Source organism: Hadarchaeum sp. (SeqCode) (assembly GCF_049969415.1).
GTDB lineage: Archaea > Hadarchaeota > Hadarchaeia > Hadarchaeales > Hadarchaeaceae > Hadarchaeum.
This window is the reverse complement of the sequence record NZ_JBMFOX010000002.1, coordinates 66,992-92,626: the sequence shown is the minus strand read 5'-3', so window position 1 is coordinate 92,626 and position 25,635 is coordinate 66,992. Positions and strand designations below refer to the sequence as shown.

The window sequence follows — 25,635 nt, the reverse complement described above, 5'->3', positions numbered from 1 at the left end:
TGAATTAATAAACTATCACGCTTCTGACGCTGGGCAGCCTCCTCAGCGCCTCGATAACCTTTCCCTTCACCGGTTCATCGGTGATGATGGTTAACTTTGGCTGCGGCACGAAATGGGGGTCATCAGTCACCGACTGCCTGATGCTAAGTCCAAATTTGGCAATAACCCCGGTAACCTCCTCCAGTATCCCTGGCCTAGAAGCATCTTCGGGGATTATCTCGATTACCCCTAGCCCGAGCTGCTGCGCAAAACCCTTGAGATAGGCGATGGGCTCCAGATTCTCAAAGATCTCGCGTAGCTTCCGGTTGTTGAGGATACGACGGGCGGTGGCATCAACAACCCTCCGGTCAACCCCGGCCTCCTTAGCTATTTGAACCGCGGGGATTCTGATGTTGCCACAGGCAATCGTGCCATCCTCAAGAACCCTGAGACCATATTTGAACATCACCCTTGCCACGCTCATCTGGGCGGGATAATCCCTGAAGGCCTGCTGAACCCAGTTCCAGACCCCCACGCCGCCCAGATGCAACTTCTCCTCGCCAACCATCTGGGCCATGACCAACCTCATCACGCTTTCAATAAAATCAGGATCTATGCCAAGTTCCCGCGCCAGATTGCGGGCACGATCAATCACATAGCGTTCCCGCACCTCGTCCCTAATCTTAGCGCCAAGCTTCTTTTTCAAAACGGCGATGTCCCGAGAGATCCTGAGCCTTTCCGCGAGCAGCTTGATCAGATTTTCATCGATCTCATCTATCCTGCGCCGAATCTCCTTTAAATCACCGCCAGCCATCAGACTCCCTCCACCCTCGCGCCCTCAACTGCGGGCCGGGTGATCAATATCCTGCCCGGCCAATTTCGCCAGGCCTTGACTATGTCCACAACTTTATCCGGTTCTGCGACCGCGACGGTGGCGGATCCAGTGCCGGTCAGCCCGGCGGCCACAGCGCCCTGGGAAATGGCCTCGATTGCAATCATCGAGTCATGGCCAAGCGCGGTGGAATAAAGCAGACCATTGATGGTCAGGGCCTTCCAGATTTCGCCGCGACTGGCCATGCGATGAACCGACTTAATCGGGCCACGCAGATGGTGCAGTTTTTCTGGGCTGACTTTAGAAGTGTAAAACTTCTTCGGCGGAACGTGAATCACCACCATCAGGTGCGGATCCACCTTAAATTTCTTCAAAATCCTTCGCTTCAAATTATCGGTAATCACACCGCAACCGAAGAATGATGCCGCCGCGTCATCGAGAGCCCCTGTCACCGTGACTCCGGCTTCGAAGGCCGATTCAATTCCCAGTTCCAGTACCTGCTCCGGCGTGGGCCGTTGATCACAGGCTGCGAAAGTTGCCAGAACCGTTGCGTTGGCGGCTGCGCTGCTGCTCGACAACCCCGCCGCAATTGGGATTTCAGATGTGGTCTCGACAACGGCCCCGCTTTTTTCTAGGCCAATGCTTTCCAGAACCCGCCGGACGCAAGTCTCGATCAGCTTCGGGCTTTCTTTTTTCTCACCCAAGATTCTACCGGATATCTTCCTTTGCTTGGTTATTCTTACCGTCGCCTGAACTCTCAAATCAATCCCGAAGGCCGCGCCCTTTCCGGCCGCGATGGCGTTGACCACGGTGGCTGAAGCGCAGGCAGAAGCGATACCGACTCCTCTCCCCAAACCAGCCCCTCCCTCAGACAAATCTGTCGGGATTAATTTTTCCAGCGCGGATCATGTGGTCGGCCAAGACCAGCGCCAGCATCGCCTCGGCCACGGGCACTATCCGCGGACAGATGTTGGGGTCAAAGCGCCCCTCGAGACTGATCTCAGCTTCCTCCATTTTTACCAAGTCAACGGTCCGCTGCGGTTTCGATATCGAAGGTGTGGGCTTAACCATCAGACGCACCACAATTGGCATCCCGGTGGAGATTCCTCCCAGAACGCCGCCCGCCCGGTTGGTGGCGGTGACTATCCTTCCTTTTCGAATTACAATCGCATCGTTGGCCTCAGAGCCCCGCAAGCGCGCAAGTTTGTCTCCCTCCCCGATGACAACCGCCTTGACGGAACCGATAGACATCATCGCGGCAGCTATCTCAGCATCCAGCTTCCCAAACACAGGCTCACCTAGTCCGGCAGGGACACCGTGCGCCTGCACCTCGACGACGCCGCCAGTACTGTCACCTTCGGCGGCGGCCTGTAAAATCGCCTTTAGCATCATCTCCGCTTTTTCAGGTATGGCACACCTTACCGGATTTTTCTCCACGTTCCTTTTAATCTCCTTCAGCGTTGGCTGCCGGTCGATGGCCACGCCCGCTGCCTCCACGGTGTGGCCCAAGATCTCTACACCGTACGCCGCCAAGAGCTTCTTTGCAACGGCCCCGGCCGCTACCCTCCCTATCGTCTCTCGAGCGGAGCTTCTCCCTCCTCCCCGATAATCAACATGACCATACTTCAACCAGTAGGTGAGATCGGCATGGCCCGGGCGCGGCTTTGTTCTGACTTTTTCATAGGGCCGAGAATCAACGTCGAGATTGCGAACGATCATGCAGATTGGGGTGCCTATCGTCCTCCCCTTAAAAACTCCGGAGAGGATTTCCACTTTATCTCGCTCCTTCCGTTGCGTTGTTAAAATCGATTGACCAGGGCGCCGTCGGTCAAGTTCACGCTGGACATCGGCCTCGCTCAGCGGCATCCCTGCGGGCACGCCATCGACCACCACCCCAACCGCCAGCCCATGGCTTTCTCCAAAGGTGGTTATCTTAAAAATCTTGCCGAAGGTATTTCCCCCCATCACCACACCAAGTGGAATCCTCGATTTTAATCTATAAATCACCACCTATGGCCGGACCGCCAAAACCGGAAATCTTAGGCTGCCACCGCGTCGCAGATCACAGCGCGTGCGGACATCTCTCCCGCTCCGTTCTCTTAAAAAACGGTTCCCGCCTCCGCACCGCCTCGACAAACGCCCTCCTTGCCCCATTAAGGTCTCCCTCCCGAACATGCGACAGAATATCTACCAAGTTGTCGTTCCTCATTAAACACGGTTTGAGGTAGCCGTCGGGTGTCAGCCGTAGCCGATGGCAGTGGGCGCAGAACTTCGTGTTGTGCATCGGGCGCACCACCTCAACCTCTCCATTAGGCAACAGGTACCTCTTGCGGGACTGCATCAATCGCCTTGTTCTGACAACGGTGGCTCGGGCGGCAAGGCTACGTTCGATTTCCTCGAGGGCGAGGTGATGCTCCCTAAAATCAGCTCCGTTCAAGTCCACCAGCTCGATGAGCTGCAGTATCATGCCCCGCTTGCCAGCAAAGTCAATCATTCGGTCGACCTCATCTTCATTTATTCCCTTGAGCAACACCATATTCAACTTAATGGGAACAAGCTTGGCCTCAAGTGCGGCGTCTATCCCGTCAAGTACTTTCCCCAATGACCCGTTATGGGTAATCCTAGCAAATTTTTCGGCATCAAGGGTGTCTAGGCTGATGTTGACCCGATTAAGGCCTGCCTCTGCAAGCTCCTGCGCCTTTTCGGAAAGCAGGGCACCATTGGTCGTCATGGAAACCTCTTTTATCCCGGGCTTCACCGAGGCGGCGACAATATCAACTATATCCCGGCGGAGCAGCGGCTCCCCTCCAGTAATCTTGACCTTCTCCACGCCGAACCCCGCCGCTATCTCTATTATGCAGCCCACTTCCTCGGAAGACATCTCCCGGGAACTCTCCGGGCAGCCCTCGCGATGGCAGTAAAAGCAGTTGAAATTGCAGGCCTCGGTCACCGAGACCCTGAGTCCATTGACTGAACGCCCGTATCTATCCATCACGATTTATCACCATTATCTCGATGTTTCTGCCTTGGGTATCCTTGAGCGAGCTTACCATCCCCTTAATCGCTCCGGCCAGAAATTCTTGGACAAATGGTTTGAGGGGAATCTGCCTGCCATCTATTTTCAAAACTACCTCTCTGGCAAGCGCTTGGCATTCCTCCCACCGTCTCCTACCGGAAACTACAGCGATGGCAAACTTCTCGCAGCTCTCAAAGCCGCAGTGTTTACAGTCGATGCCCGGAAGAGGTGGAAAGGACCTTTGCTCGATTAAATCCACTATCTCTTTAACCTGCTTGAAATCAAAGGACGGAATCGAGGAGGAGCTAAACCCCACGCAGGCAATGGTGAACTCGTCCGCGAGTTCGTTGACCTCGGCTCGGTTCCTCGCCACGATTATCCTTGCGAGACCTCTGAAACTTTTGAAACCCTCAACGATAACAAAGTCGATCCCAGACAAGCCCCCTAGAATTTCATCTAGCCCTCCCGAACGTTTTTCAATTCTGGCCAACTCGCCAGGGGCAAGGGAAACCACCAGCTCGGCACCGGCCCTAGCGTGCGTCCATGTATCCTTACCGGCCTGATCAATGGTGAAATTTCTTTCCGGGATGTGTTTCACCGTGCCCACTCGGTAACCGCGTCTAACCAGCTCCTTGATAATCGAGACCACCAGTTTCGTCTTTCCCGCGCCATGAAAGCCAACAACTGAAACGGCCCTAGGTATGGTCGACCCCTTCAAAAAGCTTCACCTCAACAACCTCGCCCTCGTCAACGATTTCTCGCTCCAGCGGCACCTCAATGTAGCCGTCGGCGGTTGAGAGAGAAGTGATGGCCCCCGATCCCTTAAGAACCGGCTCGGCAAAATTCTGGCCGTTTTTTTTCACCAGTCTGACCGGGACGAGTTCCTTCCTGCCCTTAGCCGAAAGAATCCTGGACGCGAGCTTTGCCGGGACAATACGCCGCGGGCTCCGCGGGACTCCTGAGAGTTCATGCAGGTAATCGGCGACGAGCTGGTCAAATACCATGAGAGCAGAAACGGGGTAGCCTGGAAGGCCGAAGACGGGCTTATTTTTGACCACGGCAATGAAAGTCGGTTTACCCGGTTTCATGGCGATACCATGAACGATGATGCCCGGTTTACCCAAGCTGGCTACCGCTCCAGGGGTAATGTCCCCCACACCCACGGAAGAACCGCCAGAGATCAGGACTATGTTGGTGGCTTTGATTCCTTTACTTACCGCGGCTTTGATGGCCGAAAATCTGTCAGGCACAATGCCAAGAAAAATTGGTTCGGCACCGCAGGCCCTCACCGACTCCGAGAGTGATGTCGCATTAACGTCGTAGATCTTTCCCGGCCTAAGCCTTGCTCCTGGCTCCACCAGCTCCGAACCAGTAGAGATAATCGCCACCCTTGGCCTGTCCCTAACCATGACTTTATCAACCCCCGCCGCCGCAAGAACAGCAACATCAAGGTAATTAAGCCGTTTTAATCTCCTGAGCACCGGCTGTCCTTTTCTGATATCGGAGCCCCTCTTGGTAACGTTCTCCCCGGGGGATACAGCTCGGTAGCAAGTTACCGAACCATCCGCCGGCACAACGTATTCCGACATTACCACTGCATCTGCTCCTCGTGGCAGCGGTGCCCCCGTAGTTATCTCAGCACAGAATCCCGACCTCAGAACCATCTTTGGCCAAGTTCCCGCCACAACCCTTCCCGCCAGCCTAAGTTCAATGGGCGAGCGCTCGGTAGCACCAAAGGTATCTGAGGCTTTTACTGCGTAGCCATCATAGGTCGCCCGGTCAAACGGAGGAACGTCTATTTTGGAAATTATATCCTTTGACAAAACCCGACCAACTGCGGAAGCGGCCGGAATAACTACATCGCGGGGCTTGGGCCGCCATTTTTCTTCCAACGCTGCCTTGGCCGATTCCAGCGTTACCACATGGGTGAAATCGTTCACGTTATCCTCTTAATATTAAACGCAAGGGCTTATTATCTTGCTTTTGGTTAAGTACTTGTGATTAACATTTCCCCAATATAATCCTAAAAATACCAGTTAGGTGCTTTTGATAAATCTTATAAATAGTTGTAGCTACTCTCTTTGGGTGACATTACGGCAAGCAATTTAAACCCATACAAAGCCGCGGTAGAACAATTGGAAATTATTGAAGAAATATTGAAGTTGGACCCTTGTGTAACTATAAGATTAAAACACCCACGCCGAACAATTATTGTCTCCGTTCCCGTGCGCATGGACAACGGGGAAATAAAGGTTTTTACCGGCTACCGAGTCCAGCATTGCCACGCTAGAGGTCCTTTCAAGGGAGGCATAAGATACCATCCGAAAGTCGACATGGACGAAGTCAAGGCACTGGCGATGTGGATGACTTGGAAATGCGCCGTGGTTGATATACCCTACGGCGGGGCCAAGGGTGGCGTAACTGTGGATACAAAACAGTTGTCGAAGGGTGAAATTGAAAGATTGACGAGAAGATATACTGCCATGATCTTTGACGACATCGGCCCCTTCAAAGATGTGCCGGCTCCGGATATGTACACCGATGCCCAAACGATGGCCTGGATAATGGACACTTACAGCCAGCTCAGGGGTTATATGGTACCTGAAGTCGTCACCGGAAAGCCGATTGAACTCGGCGGTTCTGAGGGGAGAAAACAAGCGACCGGACGCGGTGCGGCCATCTGTGCCAGAGAGGCCGCCAAACAACTGGGGCTGAAAATGAAAGGACTAACGGCCGTGGTTCAGGGCTTTGGCAACGTCGGCCAGTGGGCAGCGGCGGTCCTCGAAGAGATGGGTTGTAAGATAATTGGCTTGAGCGACTCAACCTGCGGCATCTACGATCCGAAGGGATTTGATGTCAAAGCCGCGATAAAACACAAGGAGAAAACAGGTAAGTTGCGTGGGTTCGGCCGCGGAGAGGAGATTACCAATGAAGAACTCCTACAGCTAGAGTGCGATATTCTGGTACCGGCGGCGATGGAAAACGTGATAACCGAGGCGAACGCGAGCAAAATCAAGGCAAAAATCATATCTGAGGGCGCGAATGGTCCCAGCACGCCAAAAGCTAGGGAAATATTGCACGAGCAGGGAGTGCTCGTCGTTCCCGATATCCTGGCCAACGCAGGTGGGGTTACCGTCAGCTATTTTGAATGGATACAAAACCTCCACCGAGAGCACTGGAGCGAAAGCGAGGTCAACCAAAAACTAGAAAATCACATGGTGAAAGCTTACCACGACGCTTCAAAGACTGCGAATGAATACCAAGTTGATTTGCCCACAGGCGCCTACATCCTCGGTGTCAAAAGGGTAATAGACGCCCAAGAAAGACTGGGTCTCTTCCCGTAAACTAGAACACAAATGTTGATCAAAAACTAGACTTTCAACGTCAAAAAACGCTGAAACATTATCGAAAAATTTATTATTAAAAATTTGTTAAATGGAAATTGCGGGGATAAGCCGACAGAACAGGCTGAACTCGAACCCACGGGTTCGGGGGATCCACGGAAAAACTCAGCGCAGCTGGGGGAGGCCGTGGATAAGGTCACGGCAGTGTGTACCGAAGCATGGATGTCGGATAAAGATCTCGAAACGAAAGCGCGGCTGGGTAACCGAGCCGCCGCGGAGTAGTTTCGCGATCGTCCCCGCGCCAAAAATCAAAAATACTAAATTTTTTGATTACAGCGCTGGCAACAAAAATTTGTGTTCCCAATCGCTCACGTGGGCTCGATAGCTCTCCCACTCCTTCTCCTTGACATGGATAAAGTGCTTGAACAGATGCTCACCCAGCGCATCCATTACCAGCTGGCTCCGGCGCATATAATCCAGCGCCTGCCCCAAGTTCTCCGGAAGCGATTCGATGCCTAAAGCCTCGCGCTCCTCGGTGCCCATGTGGTAGATGTCCTTTTCCACAGGCTCCGGAGGCTCTATCTTCTCCTCGATCCCCTTTAGCCCGGCGGCTAACATCACCGTGAACTGGAGGTAGGGGTTGCCTGCAGGGTCAGGGTTTCGCAACTCAATGCGGGTGTGGGATTCCCTGCCCGCCGGAACGCGAATGTAAGCGCTCCTGTTTCTGTTCGCCCAAGAAATGTAAACTGGGGCCTCATATCCGGGAACCAGCCTCTTGTAGGAGTTAACCGTCGAAGCCAAAATGGCACAGGTTTCCTTGGCGTGCTTCAGGAGCCCACCGATGAAGTAAAGCGCATACTTGCTCAGCTTGTACGGACCCTTAGGATCGTAAAACACATTTTTCCCTTCAAGCGTCATGAGCGACTGATGAACGTGCATTCCCGAGCCGTTGACGCCGTAAATTGGCTTGGGCATGAAGGTGGCGTAGAGCCCGTGGCGGTAGGCAATATTCTTGGTGACGTACTTCATCATGGCCACCCTATCGGCTGAGGTCATGGCATCGGTGTACATGAGGTCTATCTCATGCTGTCCGGGGGCAACCTCATGATGCGAAGCCTCCACATCGAATCCCATCAGATTAAGGTAGTTAACTATTTCCTTTCTGATGAGGTCTCCCCTGTCCCGCATGAGGTCAAAGTAACCGCCGGAATCTGAAGGTCTGGTTGTGGGCAGCCCCTGTTCATCCAACATCAAGAAAAAGAACTCGTACTCAGGAGCCGTGTTAAAAATCCACCCCTTTTTCCTAGCCCTTTCCAGCTGCCGCTTTAATGCCGCCCGCGGATCTCCTTCAAATGGATTGCCCTCATGGTCATACACATCGCAGACCATCCGCGCCGTCTTAAGATTGTCCTGCAACCATGGAATGATCACGAAAGTCTCCGGATCCGGCATCAGGCGCATGTCAGATTCCTCGATGGTGGCATAGCCTAAAACAGAAGAACCATCAAAGAAGACTCCTTCGTCCAACGCCTTTTCGATCTTGGTGGCGGGAATGGTGACATTTTTCACCGTGCCCAAAATGTCGGTGAACTGCATCTGGATGAACTTGATGCCTTCCTTTTCCACCGTCTGGATTATCTCGTCCTTGGTCAATATCTCAACCCTTCTCATCTCCTTGCCCTCGGTATTTATAACTGGCGATTCTATACGGCGGAATATACAAGATTCAGCCCTCGCCTTCCGGGGTTATCGCCCGCCCGCCGTACAGCTCCGTAATGGTCAGCTTCAAGGCACCGTTTTCGCGGTAAATGTGGAACGAAAACATCTCCGCCGCATAGTTCTCGTTGAGCTCCCTTTCCAATGCCTCGATATCCGCTGCCTTCTGTGCCCAGCCGTAGGCCAAGTTGGCTAGATAAAGCATTCTTCCGTAGCGGGGGGTAACGCCAGCATCCAGCTTGACTCCAAAGGCCTTGGCCCCGGACACATGGCTAAAGCTCGCCCCCAGATAGCCGTAGACGCGGACGCCTCCATCAGGTAGCCACTCAATTTGTAACGAGTTTTCATCGCTCAACGGGACGTAGATATTATCGAAATTGGAGTAGGACCACCCTGCGGCAATGCGCTGGTTAAAGTAGTTTCGCAAGCGTGACTCCACCTCTGCCTTTGATCCGGCAAACTTACCGGCCTCAAACATGGCCGCGGCCACTGCGGATCTAAGGGAATCATTCAGTTCCGCTTCAACAGCAAGAGCCACGGCCCTAGTGGTGTCAACCGCCATCCTTTCTTGCAACAACTCGATCTGGCGCGTGTAACCGGATTCAAAGGTATTCAGTGCCGCAAGACTGGAAAGAATTACAAAGACCGTGAATATCGCCAGCAGTTCGGCTGATCCCAACTCATCCATTCACTATCACCCCTTTCTGAACAGCGTTATGGTGGCTTCGGCCTGCGCCACTCTGTTTTCAGCCAAGCCTGCGACCACAATAGTATACTTTCCTGAAAAGGAAAACTTCTCCACGTTAGGGCTAGGTGGTCCACTGTCGCTAGGGCTGATCTGGACCCAAACTGAGTTCTCGTGCCTGACCTCAAAAACAACCCCATAGCCGGAAGGACGCAAATAAGACAAAAGAACATCAAGCCGAGACCGGAGATAGTCTCCTGGGACTACTTGGGGTGATACCCCAATCACGTTCTCGGCAACGGCGGCAAGATAGCTGAGTGAGTAGTTTTCCACTTGGGATAGTTCAAGGGCCCTGTAAAGGTACTCGGCTTTCAGCTGCATCTGCCGGCTGACTGCTGAATCTATCGCCCCAAGACGATAGCTGTGCAAAAGAACCCCGGCAAAGACTACTATCAAAAACATGAAAGCTATTGATAAAACATCACTTACTCCTTTCCTCTCGGTTATTATGCCGCGTCTCAGGCCCGCCACACTTTAACCTCCATCTTAGCGTAGACCAAGCGCCCGTTTTGATAAAGGGTAATCGGCACTGAGATTGCGCTCACCGGATTGTCATCCGGAGGGGAGGGACCGAAGGGCCCGAAAACAACCCCGGCCTCAGGGTTGAACAAAATTGTTATTTGGTAAGAGTAATTCTCCCCGCCGATTTCTTGTCTAAATTCCAGCGATGATATCCTTTCCACATCGACGACATATTCCTGTAGCCTAGTCCCCTCAACATGGGCCAAGCGGTTAAGGACTAGGTTGTTTGTAATCGATGTCGCGGTATCAATCAAACCTGCTGTCGCCAGCATACTCTGGTGTTGGCTGTAAGCTGAGACTAGCAGGAAAAGAAAAACTATCACCAACAAGATTGCTAAGACTGATTTGAAAATCCTTATCAGGTCCGTCTTACCACCAGCCTACCATCGCTGATGAAAATTGAGAGATCGTAGCTACCGGGTCCCAGCTCAGGCGAGTCTTCAGAAAATGGCAGCACAAAGCCGTCTTCCGGGACACCATAACCGTCGACGAAAATCCGGTTATCAATAAATCTCATGTGATAGTTTCCCGGGATGTTCACCCTGACATTCTGCGTGCCACCTGTAGCTATCACCGTGCCACAGGCTTCAGCCACCTTCAAGGCTGCCTCTCTGGCAACCCCCTCATCCGCCAACCCACGGATTAAAAAGAAACCGAATATCCCAACCGCGACAGCGAAAGCACTTAGGATAACTAAGCCAAGGGTACGCAACGCCGGCATGAAGATCTACTCCACCGTCAGCTCAAAATTTGCCGTCTGCTGGACGCCATCAGTGCCAGTTGCCCTGATGGTAATCGTAGTAGTTCCCGTCTGTGCTGAGTCTCCGACCACAATCGTCATCGTTGATCCAAATGCTGGTACCCCACTAGGAGGCGCAAAGTTAACCGTAACGTTTTCCGGAACGCCTGATGCCGACAGCGTCACTTCCTTATCGTAGGGCCCGATGCGTTGCACCGACACGCTGACGGTTATCGTGCTTCCCGCGCTGACCGTGGCGCTTGTGGGCGAAACGCTAACTGTGAATGAGAGCATCCCGGTGGCTTCCCTACCAGCCCAAGTATAAACTGCATAGCCGATTCCCAAGCCGATGACCAAGAGTACGATGCCGGCAAAAAGCTTCATCGCCAGAGGCTCAACGCCACGCTGATCCAGTCCCTTCGCCACTCAACCACCTCCGACAGTTATTAACGTTAGCAAGAAGCTCGTGACGGTAAATATAGCTGCCGAAACCAAGGCTGATTTTGCCACAGAGGACCAGAGCTCCACCTGATCACCCGCGGCCCTGATGTTGGCTATATATCTAGCGATTATAAAGCTCAGCGCCACCGCGGTGATTCCCATGATCAGCCGGAGCAGGGCGATCTCCATAACACTCATCACACCAATGAGAAAGGGAATCCCGGTAACACCTGCCGTTGCCGCCTGCGCCGCCATTGAGAACTTCATGCCCGACATAAAGTCCATCACCCACACCGACATCGCACACACCACGGGTATGAGCACCGCGGCCACCAGCCAGAGGTTTCCCATTGCCTCATCAATCCTCTCTCGGAAACGCCGTTCAACGCGGTGAAGTGTCCGCAAAAATTCTGCGGCCATCATGCAGGCCCGGCCCGCCGCTGCCTCACTGTCACGCCTGATCCGGGAGATGATCTGCAAAAAGCTCTTTATCATCGGGTTATACGGACTGCCGGAGCGCCGCTCAAACATAGCCTCTTGGAGGTTCATCCCGTAATAACCCATTCTCCGGCTCACCTCCTTTAGCTCAACGGCTAACGGAGAACCCGCCATCAGGTTGGCCGCCTCGTCCATCGCCTGGGGCATCGGCTTACCATCCAGCATTCTCGAGCCAATGGTGTTCAGCGCGTTGCCCCAGTCGACCAGCTTTCGCCTCTCCTCCTCCCGTATCTTGGTCCTTCCCGAAACGTAAAGATACGCGTAAACACCAATGGCCGCGGCTACGGCCCAGACGAACCAGAAGGTCGAAAAACTGAAAGATATAAATCCCAGCGGCCCGCCGTTTTCTCCAATCAAATATAAAACCCCTGGCCAGGCCACTGCGGCAAAAACTATTATGGGAATAATTAATAACGGGATTTTTCTTCCGAATATCGTGAACTTTCCCGGCGGCGGTAGACGCGGATCATCCTCAGGAAGGCTCTGAATCTGGATGGTGGCCGGCCGATTGCCCAACATGAGCTGGGTAAACGCCAGAAAGGCGACTATCAGACCCAGCGCTATCGCGGCAAAAAATTTCAGGTCGACGAAGTTAAGCCCGATCACTCCAAAAATCGGGGACAGACCCACAACGCTGATTATGGCCAGCGAGCTGAAGGTAAGAAAGGCCAGCGTGGGCAGAATGAGGCGGTTGAGGCGGTTGGTGAGCTGCTCCTCGGCACCCTCCAAGACCCGCTCCGGAGCCTTGGCGACATCGGCCAGCCTTGCCGCCTCCTCCTTTGCCCCAGTAGATCTAAGCAGGTCGAAAATGGCCTGCCGAACGCTGTCATCTATTTCTCCCCAATCGTTGGCCACCACCGTCAGAAGATGACGCACAGTATCATATCTCCGTCGCTCCTCGAGTTCCAACAATCCTTTCTGAAGGTCCTCGGCCAGCTTGCCCTCGCTCATATCGGCCGCCTGCACGGTAGCCCCTCTGAGATCGGGACGATGATAAAGGGAGAAACTGAGCAACATCACCGTCCCGATGGCCTTGGCTTGGGCATCAGCGCGGCGCTGGGCTGCTACAGAAACCGGATAGCTCTGGAAGGCCATCATTAGAATTCCTCCAATTAAAAATCCGGCTATTGGCAAGTACAGGGAGCCGAGGAAATCCCCGCCGGAGAGAATAATCCACAGCCAAACTAAGACTGAAAACAGCGCCGGTATTGTCAGGGAAAGTATCAATCCGGCCGCCCATTCTCTGGGCTCAACCTTTATCCCGGCCTCTTTCAAATTACGCAGGGTTTTCTGGCTCAGCTTCGAATTTTTCGTGAAAACACCGAAGACCCTGCCGGCCGCAAAACAAAACTTTTCATAAAATCCTTTCTTCCTCGGCCCGAGAATCCTCTGCAGGGCCTGGCGGACGTCGCTCGGCACCGGAAACCTTTCCGGCAGCGGTTTTAGGTCCTTTTCAGCCAAGCTCGCCAAGCCTCCAGCACCTTGGAATAGTTCGGGGCATTCTGCTTCTGCAGGTAGAAGTAGGCATTGTAGGCCCTGCTTACGAAGGGCAACTCAAGATAGCTGGAATCCCCTGATTTCCTAGCCAGCATCAAAAGTTCGGACTTCATCTTTGCCTCGGCCAAAATTGAGGCTAGAAATTCCTCCTCATCAATCGCCAGCCGACGGCAAAGTCTCGGTATCAACTGGCTGCCGCCCTTTTCCGGAGGCAGAAATCTGACCGCTTTAACCACACCATTTACGTTCACGGACGAGAGATCGCTGGAGTTCAGTTTTTTGACCAACCCTTTCGGTCCGCTGAGAAGCTTTGACTGAATCAACTTATCTCTCTTGCGGTCATCGACAAATAGCTCGGAATATTTCGGCTCATCCTTCCAGTCCTTAAGCACCTCGGAAATCTCAACGATTCTCCTAACAGTGCCGCTGGGGGTGGTGAACCTCGCCGTGCTGATGATAAAGTCGATATACTTGAAGGTAGCCGGGTGCAGTCCCATAATATGCACGATGAGGTCAAACATCTCCATCTTACTCCTAGCATGAAAGCTCGCCACCACTGGCTGAGAACCCTGCCTCGCAGCGGCACCTAGCGCTGCTCTCACCGCCTCGGCCGCCCGAACTTCGGTGATCAGCCAGTAACTGGGACCGCCCCGGAGAAAGGCATTTACCTGTCGCTCAAGCTGCTCTGGGTCCGAAACCCTTACGTTGGCCAGCTTATAGCCGTGGGAAATGAAGTCCTCAATGTGCAACTCCTCGGTGTCCTGAAAGGCCACTATTCGGTTGTGCGGACCTATTTCTGGAACGTAGGTCTCAACTTGGGAGGTCTTTGCCGTCCCCATTTCCCCGATGACGAAGGCGCTGGAGCCGAGCCTCAATACATTGCCCAGAAAGGAACTTGCTAAGGGCGAAAGTGTTCCTCGTTCCAGAAAGAGTGGTTGCGTCCATGGCCTAGAACGACGCTTGCGAACCGCGATCTCGACGCTCCGTGTCCATATGGCAGGATAACGGCTCAAGAACAGACGCATACCTAGCTCCGGTATCTCAGCATCAAGTTGGGGCCGGATCTCGTCAAAAGAAGTTCCCAATCGAGAAGCCAGCGTCTCGCCCAAACCAAGCAGCGCCGGTGTGGTCCAGTATATGCCGGTCTCTAACCTCCCCCAGCGCTCATGTTCCACATATATGGGCTGTATCTCGGGAGGAGCCGGGACAAAGATATCGGTAATGTGGTCATCGTGGCTAAAAGGCTCAAGGAGACGGTAAGTCAACCAGCTGGCCATTAGCTCCGCCAACTTGCGAACGGCGGCGGGAACCGAACCTTTCTTCTCCCGCAACATGTGGAGTAGCGCGTGATACCACTCCTCGGCGAACGAATGGGTGCGGGTGGAGTAGGCAAACCGGGCATGTCCTGGTGCCTCCTCAATCTTAAACCTGTAGGCGGAATCCAACATCTCCAGCTGGTCAGCGGGGAGGTTAAACTCAGGCAAGACCAATTCATAAAAAGGAACAGGGTGGTCGCGCTGCTCATAAATATTCACCCGACCACGACCATCGGACAGCCCATAGCTTTCAATCAGGCGAGCATCACGAGGTGGTGGATTCCACAAGCCCTCAATGAAAAAAGGCTTAGCTCTAGCGGAAAAAACCTCGTCATAATTTTTCGGTGAAAGACGCCGGAATATGGGGTTGCTTTTCAACGTGGCTTTTACGGTATCAACCAGCTTGAAGTAGTTTTCCTCACTGCACTTTTTGCAATCAGGGCTGCTCTTGATTCTGGAGATAACCAAGCTGTTGTCAAGCGGGCTGAGATCATGCGGTTCTGAAGTTATCTTGTCTAAGGCATCGGTCAGGGCTGCCATACGGGTTTCTATGCACTTTTTACACTTTGCATCTCCTTCCTTTCCACCGTAAAGGGTACGGTCCAAGGCAAGCTGTTCTGCCGCCGCGATTGTTCTGGCCAGCTGGGAAAGCTCCCGGGTGTGATAGATTCTCACCAAAGGTTGTAGAAGTACGACCCGGTCAACCTCGGCCTCCATGCGCAACCGACTTAAAACGCAGTAACGACACTTTGATTCGTTAAGCGTCCCGGGAAAATTGCAACCATGACAGTCAAACTCGGCTACCTTTAACGGTCCTGAATCTTTAATTTCCAAACTTGGGCATTCCATACCGACCATAATAATCTAGTAACAACAAAATAAAGCTGCCTCCATCGAAAAAGCACTCATTCCCAAGCTTAAAAAAGTTCTTTTTCTCCATAAGGTAATTGCTTTTGAGAGATATGGCGAAAGATTTGCGCACAAGATTGAGGGGCTACCTTTCCGAAGACGAGCTAAGGTTAATAAGGGCATTTGATGTGGTCGGCGATATCGCTATCGTCAAGTTACCCGAACACCTGCTTCCTAAAAAACACATCATCGGTAAAGCTCTAATGGAGGTTCAAAAAAACGTGCGTGTGGTGCTTAATCAACTTTCTCCAGTAAAAGGTGAGTTTCGCACCCGGGAACTGGAGGTAATCGCCGGTGAAAACAGGACCGAAACAATCTACCGCGAATCTGGCTGTGCCTTCAAAGTCGATCTGGCAAAGGTCTACTTTTCCCCGAGGCTGGCGACAGAAAGGCTGCGAATTGCCAAAATGGTAAAGCCGGGCGAAACCGTGGTGAACCTTTTCGCCGGGGTTGGCAGCTACTCAATCATCATCGCCAAGCAAGGCAAGGCAGCTCTCATTTACTCCATCGACATTAATCCCCACGCGTTTGAATACATGCAGACCAACATCCGGATAAACAAAGTTGGAGATCGAGTAATCGCTATCCTCGGTGATGCTCGCGAGGTTGTGGAAAGGGAATTGGCTGGAAAGGCCGATCGTGTTCTCATGCCCTTACCCGAGCTTTCCCATAATTTTTTTGATGTGGCCCTGAAAGCCCTGAAGCCCACCGGGGGTATAATCCATTTCTACGACTATGGAGAGGAACCTGATATTTTCGGACCTTCGATAGATTTCGTCAAAACCGAGGCCTCCAAAAAAAGGTTTGAGGCAAAAATGCTGGGCGCGAGAAAAATCCGTTCTTACGCCACCCGATGCTACCACATCGCCCTAGACCTCGAGCTTAAATCTGCGGAATAAAAGGGCATCTTCAACCGACCGTCTGCTTGCCTCGTTTACTCAGCCAACGCTTCCTAATTTTCTTGGCCAGTTCTCCATTCTCAATGATAAGCGGGCCCCGATAACCGCATTCCTCACAGTCATAAACCGACCAAAGCTGGGGCAGCCCGGACGCCCACTTTAACCTACCTGAGCCACATCTAGGACAGTGGGTGGAATTTCTCCTTGATTTCAAATTTTTACCTCAGATCTCTAACAACCGAAAGTTAACCTGATTGTTTTCGCCAATTTCAATCTCAGCCGCAAAACCCTTCGTCATTGGCCCAGGATTGATGACAAGCGTGCGACCTAGCTGGTCGACCCCACGACCTTCATGAACGTGGGCGCAGAGGGAGAGCAACGGTTGTCTTTTCTCGATAAACTGGCGTATGCTCTTGCTTCCCACGTGGGTTCCCTCCCTGATCCTATCGACCTCGGTCCCATGGGGCGGTGCGTGGGTCACCAGAATCAGCTCCCCGACAGTATCGCAAGAGGCCGTGGCTAGCTCCTCCTGGATTTCCGCCTCAGTAAGCTCAAATGGGGTGTTAAATGGGGTGAGGTTAGAACCGCCCAGTCCTAAAAAGTTGAACTCGCCCAGTCTACTGCATCTACCGTGGAGGTTCACACCCCTCCTATCCAGCACTTGAAGTATCGACTTAGGATCACAGTTGCCTGGCACACAAAAACAGGTGATTCCGTGCGCCTTAACCAAGTCCAGCAGGCTCTCTGCCACTTCCGGCGGGCCAAAATTGGTAAGGTCTCCGATCAAGACCAAGCAATCATGCCCACCTCGAAGCAGTTTAGAGAGGTTATTTTCAGCACCTGAGTTGCCGTGAAAGTCAGCTGCTGCCAGTAACTTCATACAAACACCTAAAAGTAAGAGAGTAGTTGCCGATATTAAAAGTGTTTGCTTAATCTTAGCTCGATCATTCCCTCGTAAAAAAACTTATATGAATCAATGCCAAGTAATTTTGATTCCCGGTGATTCGCTTGGCGTCCAACAAGGAAAAAATAATGGAAATTTTAAATTCGGTCAGAAGTGAAAACCGCCGACACCTTTCGGAAATAGAATCAAAACGTGTGCTCGAAGCTTGGGGGATACCAGTGAGCCGCACCGCCCTAGCCAGAAACGTTGATGAAGCGATCAGGATCGGGCGAGAAATTCATTATCCTTTGGTAATAAAAATAGCCTCCCCGGATATCATCCATAAGAGTGATGCCAAGGGTGTTATGGTGGGGATAAGCTCGGAGCTGGAGCTGAAACAGGCTTTTAATGAAATCATGAAAAATGCGCGGGAATACAACCCCGATGCGAGAATACTCGGGGTGACGATACAGGAGTACTTGCCACCTGCCCGCGAGGTCATCGTTGGGGCGATACAGGACCCATCCTTCGGCGCCACCGTTATGTTCGGGTTGGGCGGAATCTGGGTTGAAGTCCTCAAAGACATCAGCTTCAGGCTCGCACCTCTTACCATCGAAGAAGCCAAGGAAATGATCAAAGAGATAAAGGGTTATCCCGTCTTGGCGGGAATTCGAGGTACTCCGCCAGCGGATATCGACGCGATGGCTGGATTAATTCAAAAGGTGGGGCAACTGGCCTATGAGTTCCCAGAGATTGCCGAGATGGATTTAAATCCAGTGTTCGTTTTCGACAAGGGTAAGGGGGCGGTCGCCGTGGATGCTCGGATTGTCCTTGGAGAGGGCAAGTAATGTCAGCTGAGCTAAAACCGCTCTTTGAACCCAGATCGATTTTTCTAGTTGGAAATTCAGAACTAACCGGAGAGGATAGGATCTATTCAGATCTTTTCCATCTGCTGGTGCAAAATTTATCTGGCTATAAACGAGGTAAAGTTTTCCTCATTGACTTAAGTGGAAAAATTCCGGGCAGCTGCAACAACTTGAACATGGTCAAGGTTGGTCTGGATCTGGCGATTGTTTTGCTGCCTGAAAAATCGCTGGCCAAAAACCTACATAAATTGGTCTCACGCCAGCCAAAGTCGCTTTTGTTGATGGTGGACGAGTTGGAGGAAAAAATGAGTGAGGAATTGGTTAAGATGATGAAGAGAAAAACGACGATAATCGTCGGTCCGGATTCAATCGGGATTATCAACACAAAAACTGGATTAATCGCTGTTCCCGAAAAGTGGCAGATTTTCGGGGGGGATGTGGCCGTTATTTCACAGGACAGCTGTATCGCCCGGAATATACTCCGTCTGGCCACAAACTTCGGAATCAGCAAATTGGTGAATATCAACGAAAACTTTGGAACCGATGAGTCCGATTTCCTAAGCTATCTATCCAAGGATAAAGAAACCAAATGCATCTGCATTTACCTAAAAAAAGTCAGGGGCGGCCGGAGATTCATAAAAACTTTGGCTGACGCCGTTGCTGAAAAACCTGTAATTGTTCTCAGCGGAACAATTGCTGGCACGGAAATATTGGAGGCCGCCGTGAAGCAGGCGGGAGGAATAATAGCCCACCACGTCCGCGAGATGTTAAACGGGGGCGCTGCGGTGGCAAAACAACCACCGCTTCTTGGAGAAAGAATCGCGATTATCACCAACGTCACCGGACCTGCAGAACTTTCTGAAAAATATCTCTTAGAAAAAGGTATTTCGCTGGCCAAGCCTTCCACCGAAACCGTAGAAAAACTACAGAAAAATCACCCCGCAGCTAAAATATCCAATTTTATCAATCTGGGAAAGGCGGCTGGGGCTGACGCATACAAACGGGCTGCGGAATTGTTACTCTCGGATGAAAAAGTGGACGGGATAATGATGATAAATTCAATGAAGGCCACACGGTTCGAAATGGACGACCTCAGGAAAATCACCGATGTCGCCAAAAAATCCAAAGAAAAGCCCGTGGTCGATGCCGCGCTTTGTGCCGATAATAGCGAGGGTTTAAGGGAAATCGTTTCCAAATCGACCCTGCCCATCTACACCCAGATCGAGGAAGCCGTGGAAGCAATAGGCATCCTAAAATCTTGGGGAAAACAGATTAGAAGACCTCAAGGCATAAAATCAACGGGGTAAAAATTGGCCATAGCCTGATGACCCGATAACTTTGCCTCCTTCGGCAATTATCGTTCCCCTCAAGATCGTCATGACAGGGATCCCTTTGACCCTCATGCCCTCGAAGGGCGTCCAGCCCACCTTATAGTGCAACCTCTCTGCCGATATCTGGGCCTCCTCCTTAAGATCCAAAATAATCAGGTCGGCGTCGGATCCCTCCTGGATCACTCCTTTGCGCGGGTAGAGGCCGAACAGTATCGCGGGTTTGGTGCACATGCAGTTGACCAGCTGCTCCAGCGTCAACCTGCCCTTGGAAACTCCCTCGCTGAGCATTAGAGGTAAACTGGTCTCAACGCCAGGAACTCCTGAAGGTACCTCCCAGATATCGATCCATCCTCTATCCTTTTCTTCTTTTGAGGCAGGTGCATGGTCCGTCGAGACGATGTCTACGATGCCTTCGGCCAATGCCTGCCAAAGCGCGGCGCGATCGCTATCTGACTTAAGGGAAGGATTAACCTTCAAGTAAGGTCCAAGCTTTTCCATGTCCTCTCTTTTGAAAATCAGGTAATGAGGACATGTTTCAGCGCTGACGTGCACTCCCCTTTTCTTTGCCTTTTGAATCGCTTCACATCCCTCGCGCGTGGTGACATGGGCGATATGCGTGCGGCACCCTGTCCTTTCCGCTGATTTAAGGACTTTTTTTATCGCTTTTTCTTCGGCCTCGGCTGGGCGAGACAGGGCATGGGCCAGCGGATCTTTCCTCTTCTTCAGGGCCCTCAAATTTTTGCTTAGAGTCTTCTGATCCTCGGCATGTATAAAAGTGACTCCACCGATTGCCCTAACGTAACACATCAGTTCCTCAATTTGCTCGTAGGACATTAGGTAAGGATCGCAGGTAAATGCCTTAAACGACTTTATACCAAAGGAGTTGATCTCTGGAACTTTCTTTATCGATTCTGGGCTCATGTTGCCAGCATGCAAGGAAAAGTCTACGATGCTCATCCTGCAGCCTAACTCTATGGTCTCCTCTATGCTCGGGCCTGAAACAACCGGCGTGTCCCAAGGCATGACGATTACCGTCGTCACTCCTCCTGCGGCGGCCGCTGTGCTACCGCCGGCAAAATCCTCACGGTTCAGAAACTTTTTATCGTGAAAATGGACGTGAACGTCCACCACCCCGGGTATTACCGTCCTGCCCCTGACATCTATTTCGGTCTCACCTTTGGGAAGACCGCTAACAGCAATCTTACTTATTTTCCCGTTGTCTACCGAGATCTCACCATCCACTATGCCCTCAGGTAGAACTATTCTTCCGTTACGCAAGACTAGACCAACCAAAAAATCACCCAAAGTCTATCTCGTTATGGCAGTCGCGGCCGCTTTTATATCCTCTTTGCTTAAGGTCTTGGCACCTCGATGGTCCCTGAGCTTCAGTGCCTCTGTGGCCACCCGCAGCGCATAATCCTCAATCAAGATGCTCAACTCTAGCGCGGCGTCGCGCGAGACGCGGACCTTGGCGGCTTTCTTTATCAACTTGACCATGGTGGCTTGCAAAAACTCCGGCATTTTCTCTTATGTTAGTGAAACATCCCGATATTTTAGCCTGTTGTTCGCTCATTAAGGTTTAAACCTACCACAACCATTTCACTAAAGGGGTTGAATGGTCGAACTTTTGATAAAAAATGGTCTCATTGTGACCATGGATAAAGATCGTCGAATCATTGCCGATGGCTCCGTAGCCATTGATGAGGGGCGCATCGTGTCCGTCAAAAAGGGATTTGCTGGAAAAAGTAAATCTGAGGAGGTAATAGATGCCAAGGGAAAAATCGTCATGCCAGGGCTCATTTGCTCGCACACGCATCTTTACGGGATGCTGCTCCGGGCTGCCCCTCTCAAGATAGAACCGCCAACCGACTTTTCCCAGATTCTTCAGCGGGTCTGGTGGCCCATGGATGAAGCCATGACCAAGGATGACGCCTACGCCAGCGCCCTGATCTCATGTCTTGAGTTCATAAAGACGGGGACCACGCTGTTCGCTGACACCTTCTCGGGGCCCAACGCTCTCTCAGGAGTTCTCGACAGGATTGCGGCGGCCGTGGAGGAGTCCGGGATGCGGGGCATAATCTCCTTTGAAGCCACCGAAAGACACACCCACACCGAAGGGGCAAGGGGAATCAAGGAAAATGAGCGCTTCATCCTGAAGGTGAAGAAGGAGAGGAAGCATCGGGTTCATGGGATGTTCAGCATTCATGCCTCCTTCACCGTGTCCGACGAGCTTTTCAGATATGTCCGGGAGCTGGCCAGCCGCTACAAGGTTCCGCTGACCGTCCATACCTCAGAGGGACTATGTGACCTATACCACAACTATGAACGCTACGGCAAGCGAACCATCGAACGGCTCCGGGACGCCGAGGTTCTCGGACCCGATGCCGTGCTGGCTCACTGCGTGCACGTCAACGATGACGAACTGGCCATCATCAAGAAGACCGGAGCCAAGGTAGCCCACAACCCAATGAGCAACATGTTGAACGCAGTCGGTGTGGCGCCGGTGGTCAAGATGCTGTCGATGGGAATTCCCGTTGGGCTGGGAAACGACGGCTATATCTTCGACGGCTTTGAAAATATCCGGGCGGCTTTCCTGCTGCACAAGATTGGGCTCAGGGACCCTCGGGTGGTCTCAGCCATGGAGGCGCTGGAGATGGCGACCATCAAAGGTGCAGAACTTTACGGTCTCGAAAATGAACTCGGCTCGATTGAACCCGGAAAGCTGGCTGACATCATCATTATCAACCCAAAAAGAGCACCGACACCAATAGTACCGGAAAGCGTGGTCGGACATCTGGTCAACACCGTCTGCGGTAAAGACGTCGAAACCGTAATCGTGGGAGGAAACATACTTATGCGTGACCGGAAGATGCTATCGATGGAAGAGGAGGAGGTAATCAAGATTTCTCGAAAATCTGCCGAGAAACTCTGGCAGAAGTTAGGAGCAATAAAAAAGAGGTGAGAAGATGGTGGATCTCTCCGTTGAAATCTGCGGGTTGAAATTCAAGAACCCGATAATGCCCGCCGCCGGTCCCACTGTGCGCGATGCTAACAGCATGCTCTTGGCCGTGGAGGGAGGAGCCGGCGGACTCGTAGCCAAAACCGTGAGCCTCACCCCGGCCCAAGTGCCTCGTCCCTGTATTGTGAAGATAAAGGACAGCATACTAAACGCTGAACTCTGGTCTGATTTACCGTTGGAACAGTGGTTGAAGGTGGAATACAAAAAGGCCAAGCAGGCAGGCGTGCCGTTAATCGCAAGCATTGGTTACAAGCCCGAGGAAATCAGAGAACTCGCGCCCAAGGTAGCGGCGGCAGGTGTCGACGCACTGGAACTTTCCACCCACTATCTCGGCAACGACCCGGCGCCAGTCGCGGAGGCCGTAAAGTCTGCCAAGGAAGTGGTCAACATACCTGTCTTCGTCAAACTCAGCCCGAATGTTCTCGACATCGGTCAGTTTGCCAAAGCGGCGGAAAAAGCAGGGGCGGACGCCATTGTCGCGATCAACACTTTGGGCCCATGCCTCGCCATAGAAATAGAAAACGCCATGCCTATGCTGGGGAGCCCCCATGGTTACGGTTGGCTCTCAGGCCAGGCCATAAAGCCTCTGGCCGTGCGATGCGTGGCCGACATAGCTCGTGCGGTCAAGATACCGGTAATCGGTGTTGGAGGAATTACCTCCGGGAGGGATGCCATCGAGTTCATCATGGTCGGGGCCTCCGCGGTGCAGCTCTGCACCGCCGCGATTATTCGAGGGCATAAAATCTACGGCATAATTGCCGATGAAATGGCCAAGTTCATGAGGGCAAAGGGCTACAACACCATAAACGACATCAAGGGCATAGCGCTGCGGCATCTCCCGGAGCAGCCTCTGCGCGTGACACCGAAACCAGTCGAAGTCATTAACTCAAAATGCACCGCCTGCGGGCTCTGTGAGAGGCACTGCCCCTACAACGCCATCAAGGTTATCGGTAAGGTGGCAAAGGTCGACGCAGCTAGGTGCTACCAATGCGGCCTCTGTGTGTCAGTTTGCCCCACGCGCGCCATTAGGTATTAAAACTAACTGAACAGTTGGTGAAATCATGGAAGAGGCAATTCTGTGGACACTGCTGATTTTCTTTGCCAGGCTGACCGATGTCTCAATGGGAACCCTTCGCACCATCCTTCTAATCAGGGGGAGAAGAGGCATAGCGGCCTTCTCAGCCTTCTTTGAGATAATGGTCTGGGTGCTGGCCGTGAGCCGGGTAATAACCCAGCTGGACCGATGGTATTACATCGTCGCATTTGCCTTAGGCTTTGCCTCGGGAAATTACCTCGGCAGTTATCTGGAGGAGAAAATTGCAATGGGCTACTGCTTTGCCTACGTTGTCCCAAGCCAAAAAAGGACCAAGCTTGCCGACGTTCTCAGGAAACACGGATTCGGGGTGACGGTGATAGAGGGAGAAGGGCTGAAGGGAACGGAATTCGTTTATAACATCGTGTTGAGAAGAAGGGATACCCACCGCTTCTTAAAAACCCTCGAAGCCAACGACAAAAAGGCATTCTACACCATCATGGACGTTCACGCCCTACACGGTGGGTACATGCGAGGAGCAACCAAAAGAAAAATCTAGATTTAAACGGCAAATGATTAAATAGCCCGTTAAGAAACTAAATTTGCCACTATGCACGAGATTTATAGAAAAATCAACGAACTTTTGGAAAAAGGCGAGACCTTCGCAGTAGTGACTATAGTTAAGACCGAGGGCTCCACGCCCAGAAAGGCCGGGGCGAGGATGATCGTCCTACCAGACGGCAAAACATTTGGGACCATCGGCGGGGACTGCGTGGAGGCGGGTGCGGTGGCCGAGGCCCTCGAGGCTCTAAAGGAGGGCAAGCCGAAAACATTCACCGTAGCCCTGAAGGAGGAGGAACTAGGTGGCATCGGGATGAAATGCGGCGGAATGGCTGAAGTCTATATCGAGGTCATTAACCCGAGACCCAAGCTGTTGATAATCGGCGGCGGTAACATCGGCGCCCAGCTAGCCAAGCTTGGCCACGATATCGGTTTTGAGGTTACCGTTATCGACCCGGCTGTGAAAAAGGAAAACTTACCGGAATACGTTAAGGTCATCCCAGAACCTGTGGAAAACGGTGTGAAAATGGTCGAGATTACGAGACAAACTTACGTTGTCATCGCTACTGGTCACAAATACGATGAGGACGCCCTAAAGGCAGTGATTAACTCCAACGCGACTTACATCGGGATGGTCGGAAGCAAGAGAAAGGCAGCGGTGACTCTGAAAAAATTAATCGAAGAGGGTTTTGCCGAGGATAAAGTTAAAACGGTACATACTCCGGTCGGGTTAGACATAGGCGCTGAAACTCCTGAGGAAATCGCCGTCAGCATCATGGCTGAGATAATAAAGGAACGCAGAAAGCCCGGCGCCACCGGAAACAGTCTTAAAATTTCCTTTTAAAGGCCTCAAGGCCCTCCGGCGTGTCAATATCGGTGATTGCCCACTCCTCCGCTTCTATAGTCTTCAGCTCATCCTTGTGCCTATGGATCACGTCCCTAAGGAACTGGTCTTTGCTCAGCGCCAAAATCTCGTCAAACAAACTCTTATCGAATAACACGGGGTGACCCTTTTTACCACGGACAATGGGACAAACTATTCTGGCCCCCTTTCTCCAAGTTTCTATCGCCTTCTTCAGAAAGTCAACATCGACCAACGGCTGATCGCCCAGGGCCACGAAAACGGCATCGCATTCCTTCAGCATTTTCAGGCCTTCCTTAATCGAAGTGATCATTCCATCCCGATAATTGACATTAATCGTCCACTTAACGCCCAGCTGCCTAAGAAGCGGGATAAGAACTTCCGGCCTGTGTCCTAAGACGACCACGATATCATCCACTGCCTGCTGAAAGGAGCTTACCACCCATCCCAGCATTGGTTTTTCCCTTATCTCGATTAACAGCTTCTGGGTCCCCATCCGCCTCGATTCACCCGCACCCAAGATAACCGCACCGATCACGATATTGATTCTAACGCGGCTTATTAAAAACAAGTGCGGCGGTTAAGTAAAACATTAAAAAAGCAAAACCAAAGAAAACGTGAGAGTTC

Annotated in this window: 26 protein-coding genes; 8 read left to right on the top strand and 18 right to left on the bottom strand. The window is 52.1% G+C overall.

Going from position 1 to position 25,635, the window contains the following annotated elements:
* Positions 1-4 precede the first annotated feature (4 nt).
* From ACP5PX_RS01210 to ACP5PX_RS01185, 6 genes are all read right to left on the bottom strand, one after another.
* Complete coding sequence (locus ACP5PX_RS01210) at positions 5-793, bottom strand: chorismate mutase (RefSeq protein ID WP_428083159.1); 789 nt, start codon at positions 791-793, stop codon at positions 5-7.
* Positions 793-1,665, bottom strand: coding sequence for a shikimate kinase (locus ACP5PX_RS01205; protein ID WP_428083157.1), 873 nt, complete (start codon positions 1,663-1,665; stop codon positions 793-795). Before ACP5PX_RS01205 ends, ACP5PX_RS01210 begins: the two co-directional genes overlap by 1 nt.
* A gap of 13 nt (positions 1,666-1,678) precedes the next feature.
* Complete coding sequence (aroC, locus tag ACP5PX_RS01200) at positions 1,679-2,776, bottom strand: chorismate synthase (protein ID WP_428083155.1); 1,098 nt, start codon at positions 2,774-2,776, stop codon at positions 1,679-1,681.
* 97 nt (positions 2,777-2,873) lie between these two features.
* The gene (gene moaA, locus ACP5PX_RS01195) at positions 2,874-3,803 is read right to left on the bottom strand and encodes a GTP 3',8-cyclase MoaA (RefSeq protein WP_428083208.1); all 930 of its coding nucleotides are present in this window, start codon (positions 3,801-3,803) and stop codon (positions 2,874-2,876) included.
* Positions 3,796-4,545 carry a molybdopterin-guanine dinucleotide biosynthesis protein B gene (gene mobB, locus ACP5PX_RS01190; protein WP_428083153.1) on the bottom strand — a complete coding sequence of 250 codons (750 nt, stop codon included), beginning with the start codon at positions 4,543-4,545 and terminating at the stop codon, positions 3,796-3,798. The genes moaA and mobB overlap by 8 nt, the downstream gene beginning before the upstream one ends.
* Positions 4,523-5,767 (bottom strand): molybdopterin-binding protein, encoded by a 1,245-nt coding sequence (locus ACP5PX_RS01185; RefSeq protein WP_428083151.1) that lies wholly within the window; start codon positions 5,765-5,767, stop codon positions 4,523-4,525. The genes mobB and ACP5PX_RS01185 overlap by 23 nt, the downstream gene beginning before the upstream one ends.
* A 150-nt stretch (positions 5,768-5,917) precedes the next feature.
* Between ACP5PX_RS01185 and ACP5PX_RS01180 the strand changes: the two genes are divergently transcribed.
* Entirely contained in the window at positions 5,918-7,171 is a 1,254-nt protein-coding gene (locus ACP5PX_RS01180; RefSeq protein ID WP_428083206.1) for a Glu/Leu/Phe/Val family dehydrogenase, read from the top strand.
* A 330-nt stretch (positions 7,172-7,501) separates the two neighbouring features.
* Here ACP5PX_RS01180 and ACP5PX_RS01175 read toward each other — a convergent pair whose 3' ends face one another.
* From ACP5PX_RS01175 to ACP5PX_RS01140, 8 genes are all read right to left on the bottom strand, one after another.
* Positions 7,502-8,842 carry a glutamine synthetase family protein gene (locus tag ACP5PX_RS01175; RefSeq protein ID WP_428083149.1) on the bottom strand — a complete coding sequence of 447 codons (1,341 nt, stop codon included), beginning with the start codon at positions 8,840-8,842 and terminating at the stop codon, positions 7,502-7,504.
* Positions 8,843-8,897: 55 nt separating this feature from the next.
* Positions 8,898-9,575: a hypothetical protein gene (locus ACP5PX_RS01170; RefSeq protein ID WP_428083147.1), complete on the bottom strand. Its 678-nt coding sequence runs from the start codon at positions 9,573-9,575 to the stop codon at positions 8,898-8,900.
* A 6-nt stretch (positions 9,576-9,581) separates the two neighbouring features.
* Positions 9,582-10,103 (bottom strand): hypothetical protein, encoded by a 522-nt coding sequence (locus tag ACP5PX_RS01165; RefSeq protein WP_428083145.1) that lies wholly within the window; start codon positions 10,101-10,103, stop codon positions 9,582-9,584.
* Positions 10,091-10,426 carry a hypothetical protein gene (locus ACP5PX_RS01160; protein ID WP_428083143.1) on the bottom strand — a complete coding sequence of 112 codons (336 nt, stop codon included), beginning with the start codon at positions 10,424-10,426 and terminating at the stop codon, positions 10,091-10,093. The genes ACP5PX_RS01165 and ACP5PX_RS01160 overlap by 13 nt, the downstream gene beginning before the upstream one ends.
* 86 nt (positions 10,427-10,512) lie before the next feature.
* Positions 10,513-10,875: a hypothetical protein gene (locus ACP5PX_RS01155; RefSeq protein ID WP_428083141.1), complete on the bottom strand. Its 363-nt coding sequence runs from the start codon at positions 10,873-10,875 to the stop codon at positions 10,513-10,515.
* 6 nt (positions 10,876-10,881) lie between these two features.
* Positions 10,882-11,319, bottom strand: a complete 438-nt coding sequence (locus ACP5PX_RS01150; RefSeq protein WP_428083139.1) for a hypothetical protein — start codon at positions 11,317-11,319, stop codon at positions 10,882-10,884.
* Positions 11,320-13,302, bottom strand: coding sequence for a hypothetical protein (locus ACP5PX_RS01145; RefSeq protein ID WP_428083137.1), 1,983 nt, complete (start codon positions 13,300-13,302; stop codon positions 11,320-11,322).
* Positions 13,275-15,362, bottom strand: coding sequence for an ATPase, T2SS/T4P/T4SS family (locus ACP5PX_RS01140; RefSeq protein WP_428083135.1), 2,088 nt, complete (start codon positions 15,360-15,362; stop codon positions 13,275-13,277). Before ACP5PX_RS01140 ends, ACP5PX_RS01145 begins: the two co-directional genes overlap by 28 nt.
* A gap of 257 nt (positions 15,363-15,619) precedes the next feature.
* Here ACP5PX_RS01140 and ACP5PX_RS01135 point away from each other — a divergent pair, with 257 nt between their 5' ends.
* Positions 15,620-16,453, top strand: a complete 834-nt coding sequence (locus tag ACP5PX_RS01135) for a class I SAM-dependent methyltransferase (protein ID WP_428083133.1) — start codon at positions 15,620-15,622, stop codon at positions 16,451-16,453.
* A gap of 223 nt (positions 16,454-16,676) precedes the next feature.
* On the opposite strand, the gene ACP5PX_RS01130 is transcribed toward ACP5PX_RS01135, so the two are convergent.
* The gene (locus ACP5PX_RS01130; protein ID WP_428083131.1) at positions 16,677-17,333 is read right to left on the bottom strand and encodes a metallophosphoesterase; all 657 of its coding nucleotides are present in this window, start codon (positions 17,331-17,333) and stop codon (positions 16,677-16,679) included.
* Positions 17,334-17,485: 152 nt separating this feature from the next.
* Here ACP5PX_RS01130 and ACP5PX_RS01125 point away from each other — a divergent pair, with 152 nt between their 5' ends.
* Complete coding sequence (locus ACP5PX_RS01125; RefSeq protein WP_428083204.1) at positions 17,486-18,184, top strand: acetate--CoA ligase family protein; 699 nt, start codon at positions 17,486-17,488, stop codon at positions 18,182-18,184.
* The gene (locus ACP5PX_RS01120; RefSeq protein ID WP_428083129.1) at positions 18,184-19,509 is read left to right on the top strand and encodes a hypothetical protein; all 1,326 of its coding nucleotides are present in this window, start codon (positions 18,184-18,186) and stop codon (positions 19,507-19,509) included. Before ACP5PX_RS01125 ends, ACP5PX_RS01120 begins: the two co-directional genes overlap by 1 nt.
* Here the strand turns inward: ACP5PX_RS01120 and ACP5PX_RS01115 are convergent.
* Both ACP5PX_RS01115 and ACP5PX_RS01110 read right to left on the bottom strand, forming a co-directional pair.
* On the bottom strand, positions 19,498-20,826 hold the full coding sequence (locus ACP5PX_RS01115; RefSeq protein WP_428083127.1) for a dihydroorotase: 1,329 nt from the start codon (positions 20,824-20,826) through the stop codon (positions 19,498-19,500). The genes ACP5PX_RS01120 and ACP5PX_RS01115 overlap by 12 nt on opposite strands.
* A 15-nt stretch (positions 20,827-20,841) precedes the next feature.
* Complete coding sequence (locus ACP5PX_RS01110; RefSeq protein WP_428083125.1) at positions 20,842-21,054, bottom strand: histone; 213 nt, start codon at positions 21,052-21,054, stop codon at positions 20,842-20,844.
* A gap of 94 nt (positions 21,055-21,148) precedes the next feature.
* On the opposite strand from ACP5PX_RS01110, the gene ACP5PX_RS01105 reads away from it, so the two are divergent.
* From ACP5PX_RS01105 to ACP5PX_RS01090, 4 genes are read left to right on the top strand one after another with little or no spacing between them, the layout of a single operon-like run.
* A complete protein-coding gene (locus ACP5PX_RS01105) occupies positions 21,149-22,495 on the top strand; it encodes an amidohydrolase family protein (RefSeq protein WP_428083123.1) in 1,347 nt (448 codons plus the stop codon).
* Between the two features lie 4 nt (positions 22,496-22,499).
* A complete protein-coding gene (locus ACP5PX_RS01100; RefSeq protein WP_428083121.1) occupies positions 22,500-23,588 on the top strand; it encodes a 4Fe-4S binding protein in 1,089 nt (362 codons plus the stop codon).
* 25 nt (positions 23,589-23,613) lie between these two features.
* On the top strand, positions 23,614-24,144 hold the full coding sequence (locus ACP5PX_RS01095; RefSeq protein ID WP_428083119.1) for a DUF2179 domain-containing protein: 531 nt from the start codon (positions 23,614-23,616) through the stop codon (positions 24,142-24,144).
* Positions 24,145-24,195: 51 nt separating this feature from the next.
* On the top strand, positions 24,196-24,990 hold the full coding sequence (locus tag ACP5PX_RS01090; RefSeq protein ID WP_428083117.1) for an XdhC family protein: 795 nt from the start codon (positions 24,196-24,198) through the stop codon (positions 24,988-24,990).
* Here the strand turns inward: ACP5PX_RS01090 and ACP5PX_RS01085 are convergent.
* On the bottom strand, positions 24,974-25,528 hold the full coding sequence (locus tag ACP5PX_RS01085) for a nucleotidyltransferase family protein (RefSeq protein ID WP_428083115.1): 555 nt from the start codon (positions 25,526-25,528) through the stop codon (positions 24,974-24,976). The genes ACP5PX_RS01090 and ACP5PX_RS01085 overlap by 17 nt on opposite strands.
* Between the last annotated feature and the right edge of the window lie 107 nt (positions 25,529-25,635).

What these genes read in the sequence shown, in the direction of transcription:
- ACP5PX_RS01155 (WP_428083141.1), bottom strand. Translation starts at nt 10,875, where the DNA reads ATGCCGGCGTTGCGTACCCTTGGCTTAGTTATCCTAAGTGCTTTCGCT.
- ACP5PX_RS01160 (WP_428083143.1), bottom strand. Translation starts at nt 10,426, where the DNA reads ATGCTGGCGACAGCAGGTTTGATTGATACCGCGACATCGATTACAAAC.
- ACP5PX_RS01100 (WP_428083121.1), top strand. Translation starts at nt 22,500, where the DNA reads ATGGTGGATCTCTCCGTTGAAATCTGCGGGTTGAAATTCAAGAACCCG.
- ACP5PX_RS01210 (WP_428083159.1), bottom strand. Translation starts at nt 793, where the DNA reads ATGGCTGGCGGTGATTTAAAGGAGATTCGGCGCAGGATAGATGAGATC.
- ACP5PX_RS01095 (WP_428083119.1), top strand. Translation starts at nt 23,614, where the DNA reads ATGGAAGAGGCAATTCTGTGGACACTGCTGATTTTCTTTGCCAGGCTG.
- ACP5PX_RS01170 (WP_428083147.1), bottom strand. Translation starts at nt 9,575, where the DNA reads ATGGATGAGTTGGGATCAGCCGAACTGCTGGCGATATTCACGGTCTTT.
- ACP5PX_RS01105 (WP_428083123.1), top strand. Translation starts at nt 21,149, where the DNA reads ATGGTCGAACTTTTGATAAAAAATGGTCTCATTGTGACCATGGATAAA.
- ACP5PX_RS01110 (WP_428083125.1), bottom strand. Translation starts at nt 21,054, where the DNA reads ATGCCGGAGTTTTTGCAAGCCACCATGGTCAAGTTGATAAAGAAAGCC.
- ACP5PX_RS01090 (WP_428083117.1), top strand. Translation starts at nt 24,196, where the DNA reads ATGCACGAGATTTATAGAAAAATCAACGAACTTTTGGAAAAAGGCGAG.
- ACP5PX_RS01125 (WP_428083204.1), top strand. Translation starts at nt 17,486, where the DNA reads ATGGAAATTTTAAATTCGGTCAGAAGTGAAAACCGCCGACACCTTTCG.
- ACP5PX_RS01140 (WP_428083135.1), bottom strand. Translation starts at nt 15,362, where the DNA reads ATGGAGGCCGAGGTTGACCGGGTCGTACTTCTACAACCTTTGGTGAGA.
- moaA (WP_428083208.1), bottom strand. Translation starts at nt 3,803, where the DNA reads ATGGATAGATACGGGCGTTCAGTCAATGGACTCAGGGTCTCGGTGACC.
- ACP5PX_RS01130 (WP_428083131.1), bottom strand. Translation starts at nt 17,333, where the DNA reads ATGAAGTTACTGGCAGCAGCTGACTTTCACGGCAACTCAGGTGCTGAA.
- aroC (WP_428083155.1), bottom strand. Translation starts at nt 2,776, where the DNA reads ATGGGGGGAAATACCTTCGGCAAGATTTTTAAGATAACCACCTTTGGA.
- ACP5PX_RS01175 (WP_428083149.1), bottom strand. Translation starts at nt 8,842, where the DNA reads ATGAGAAGGGTTGAGATATTGACCAAGGACGAGATAATCCAGACGGTG.
- ACP5PX_RS01120 (WP_428083129.1), top strand. Translation starts at nt 18,184, where the DNA reads ATGTCAGCTGAGCTAAAACCGCTCTTTGAACCCAGATCGATTTTTCTA.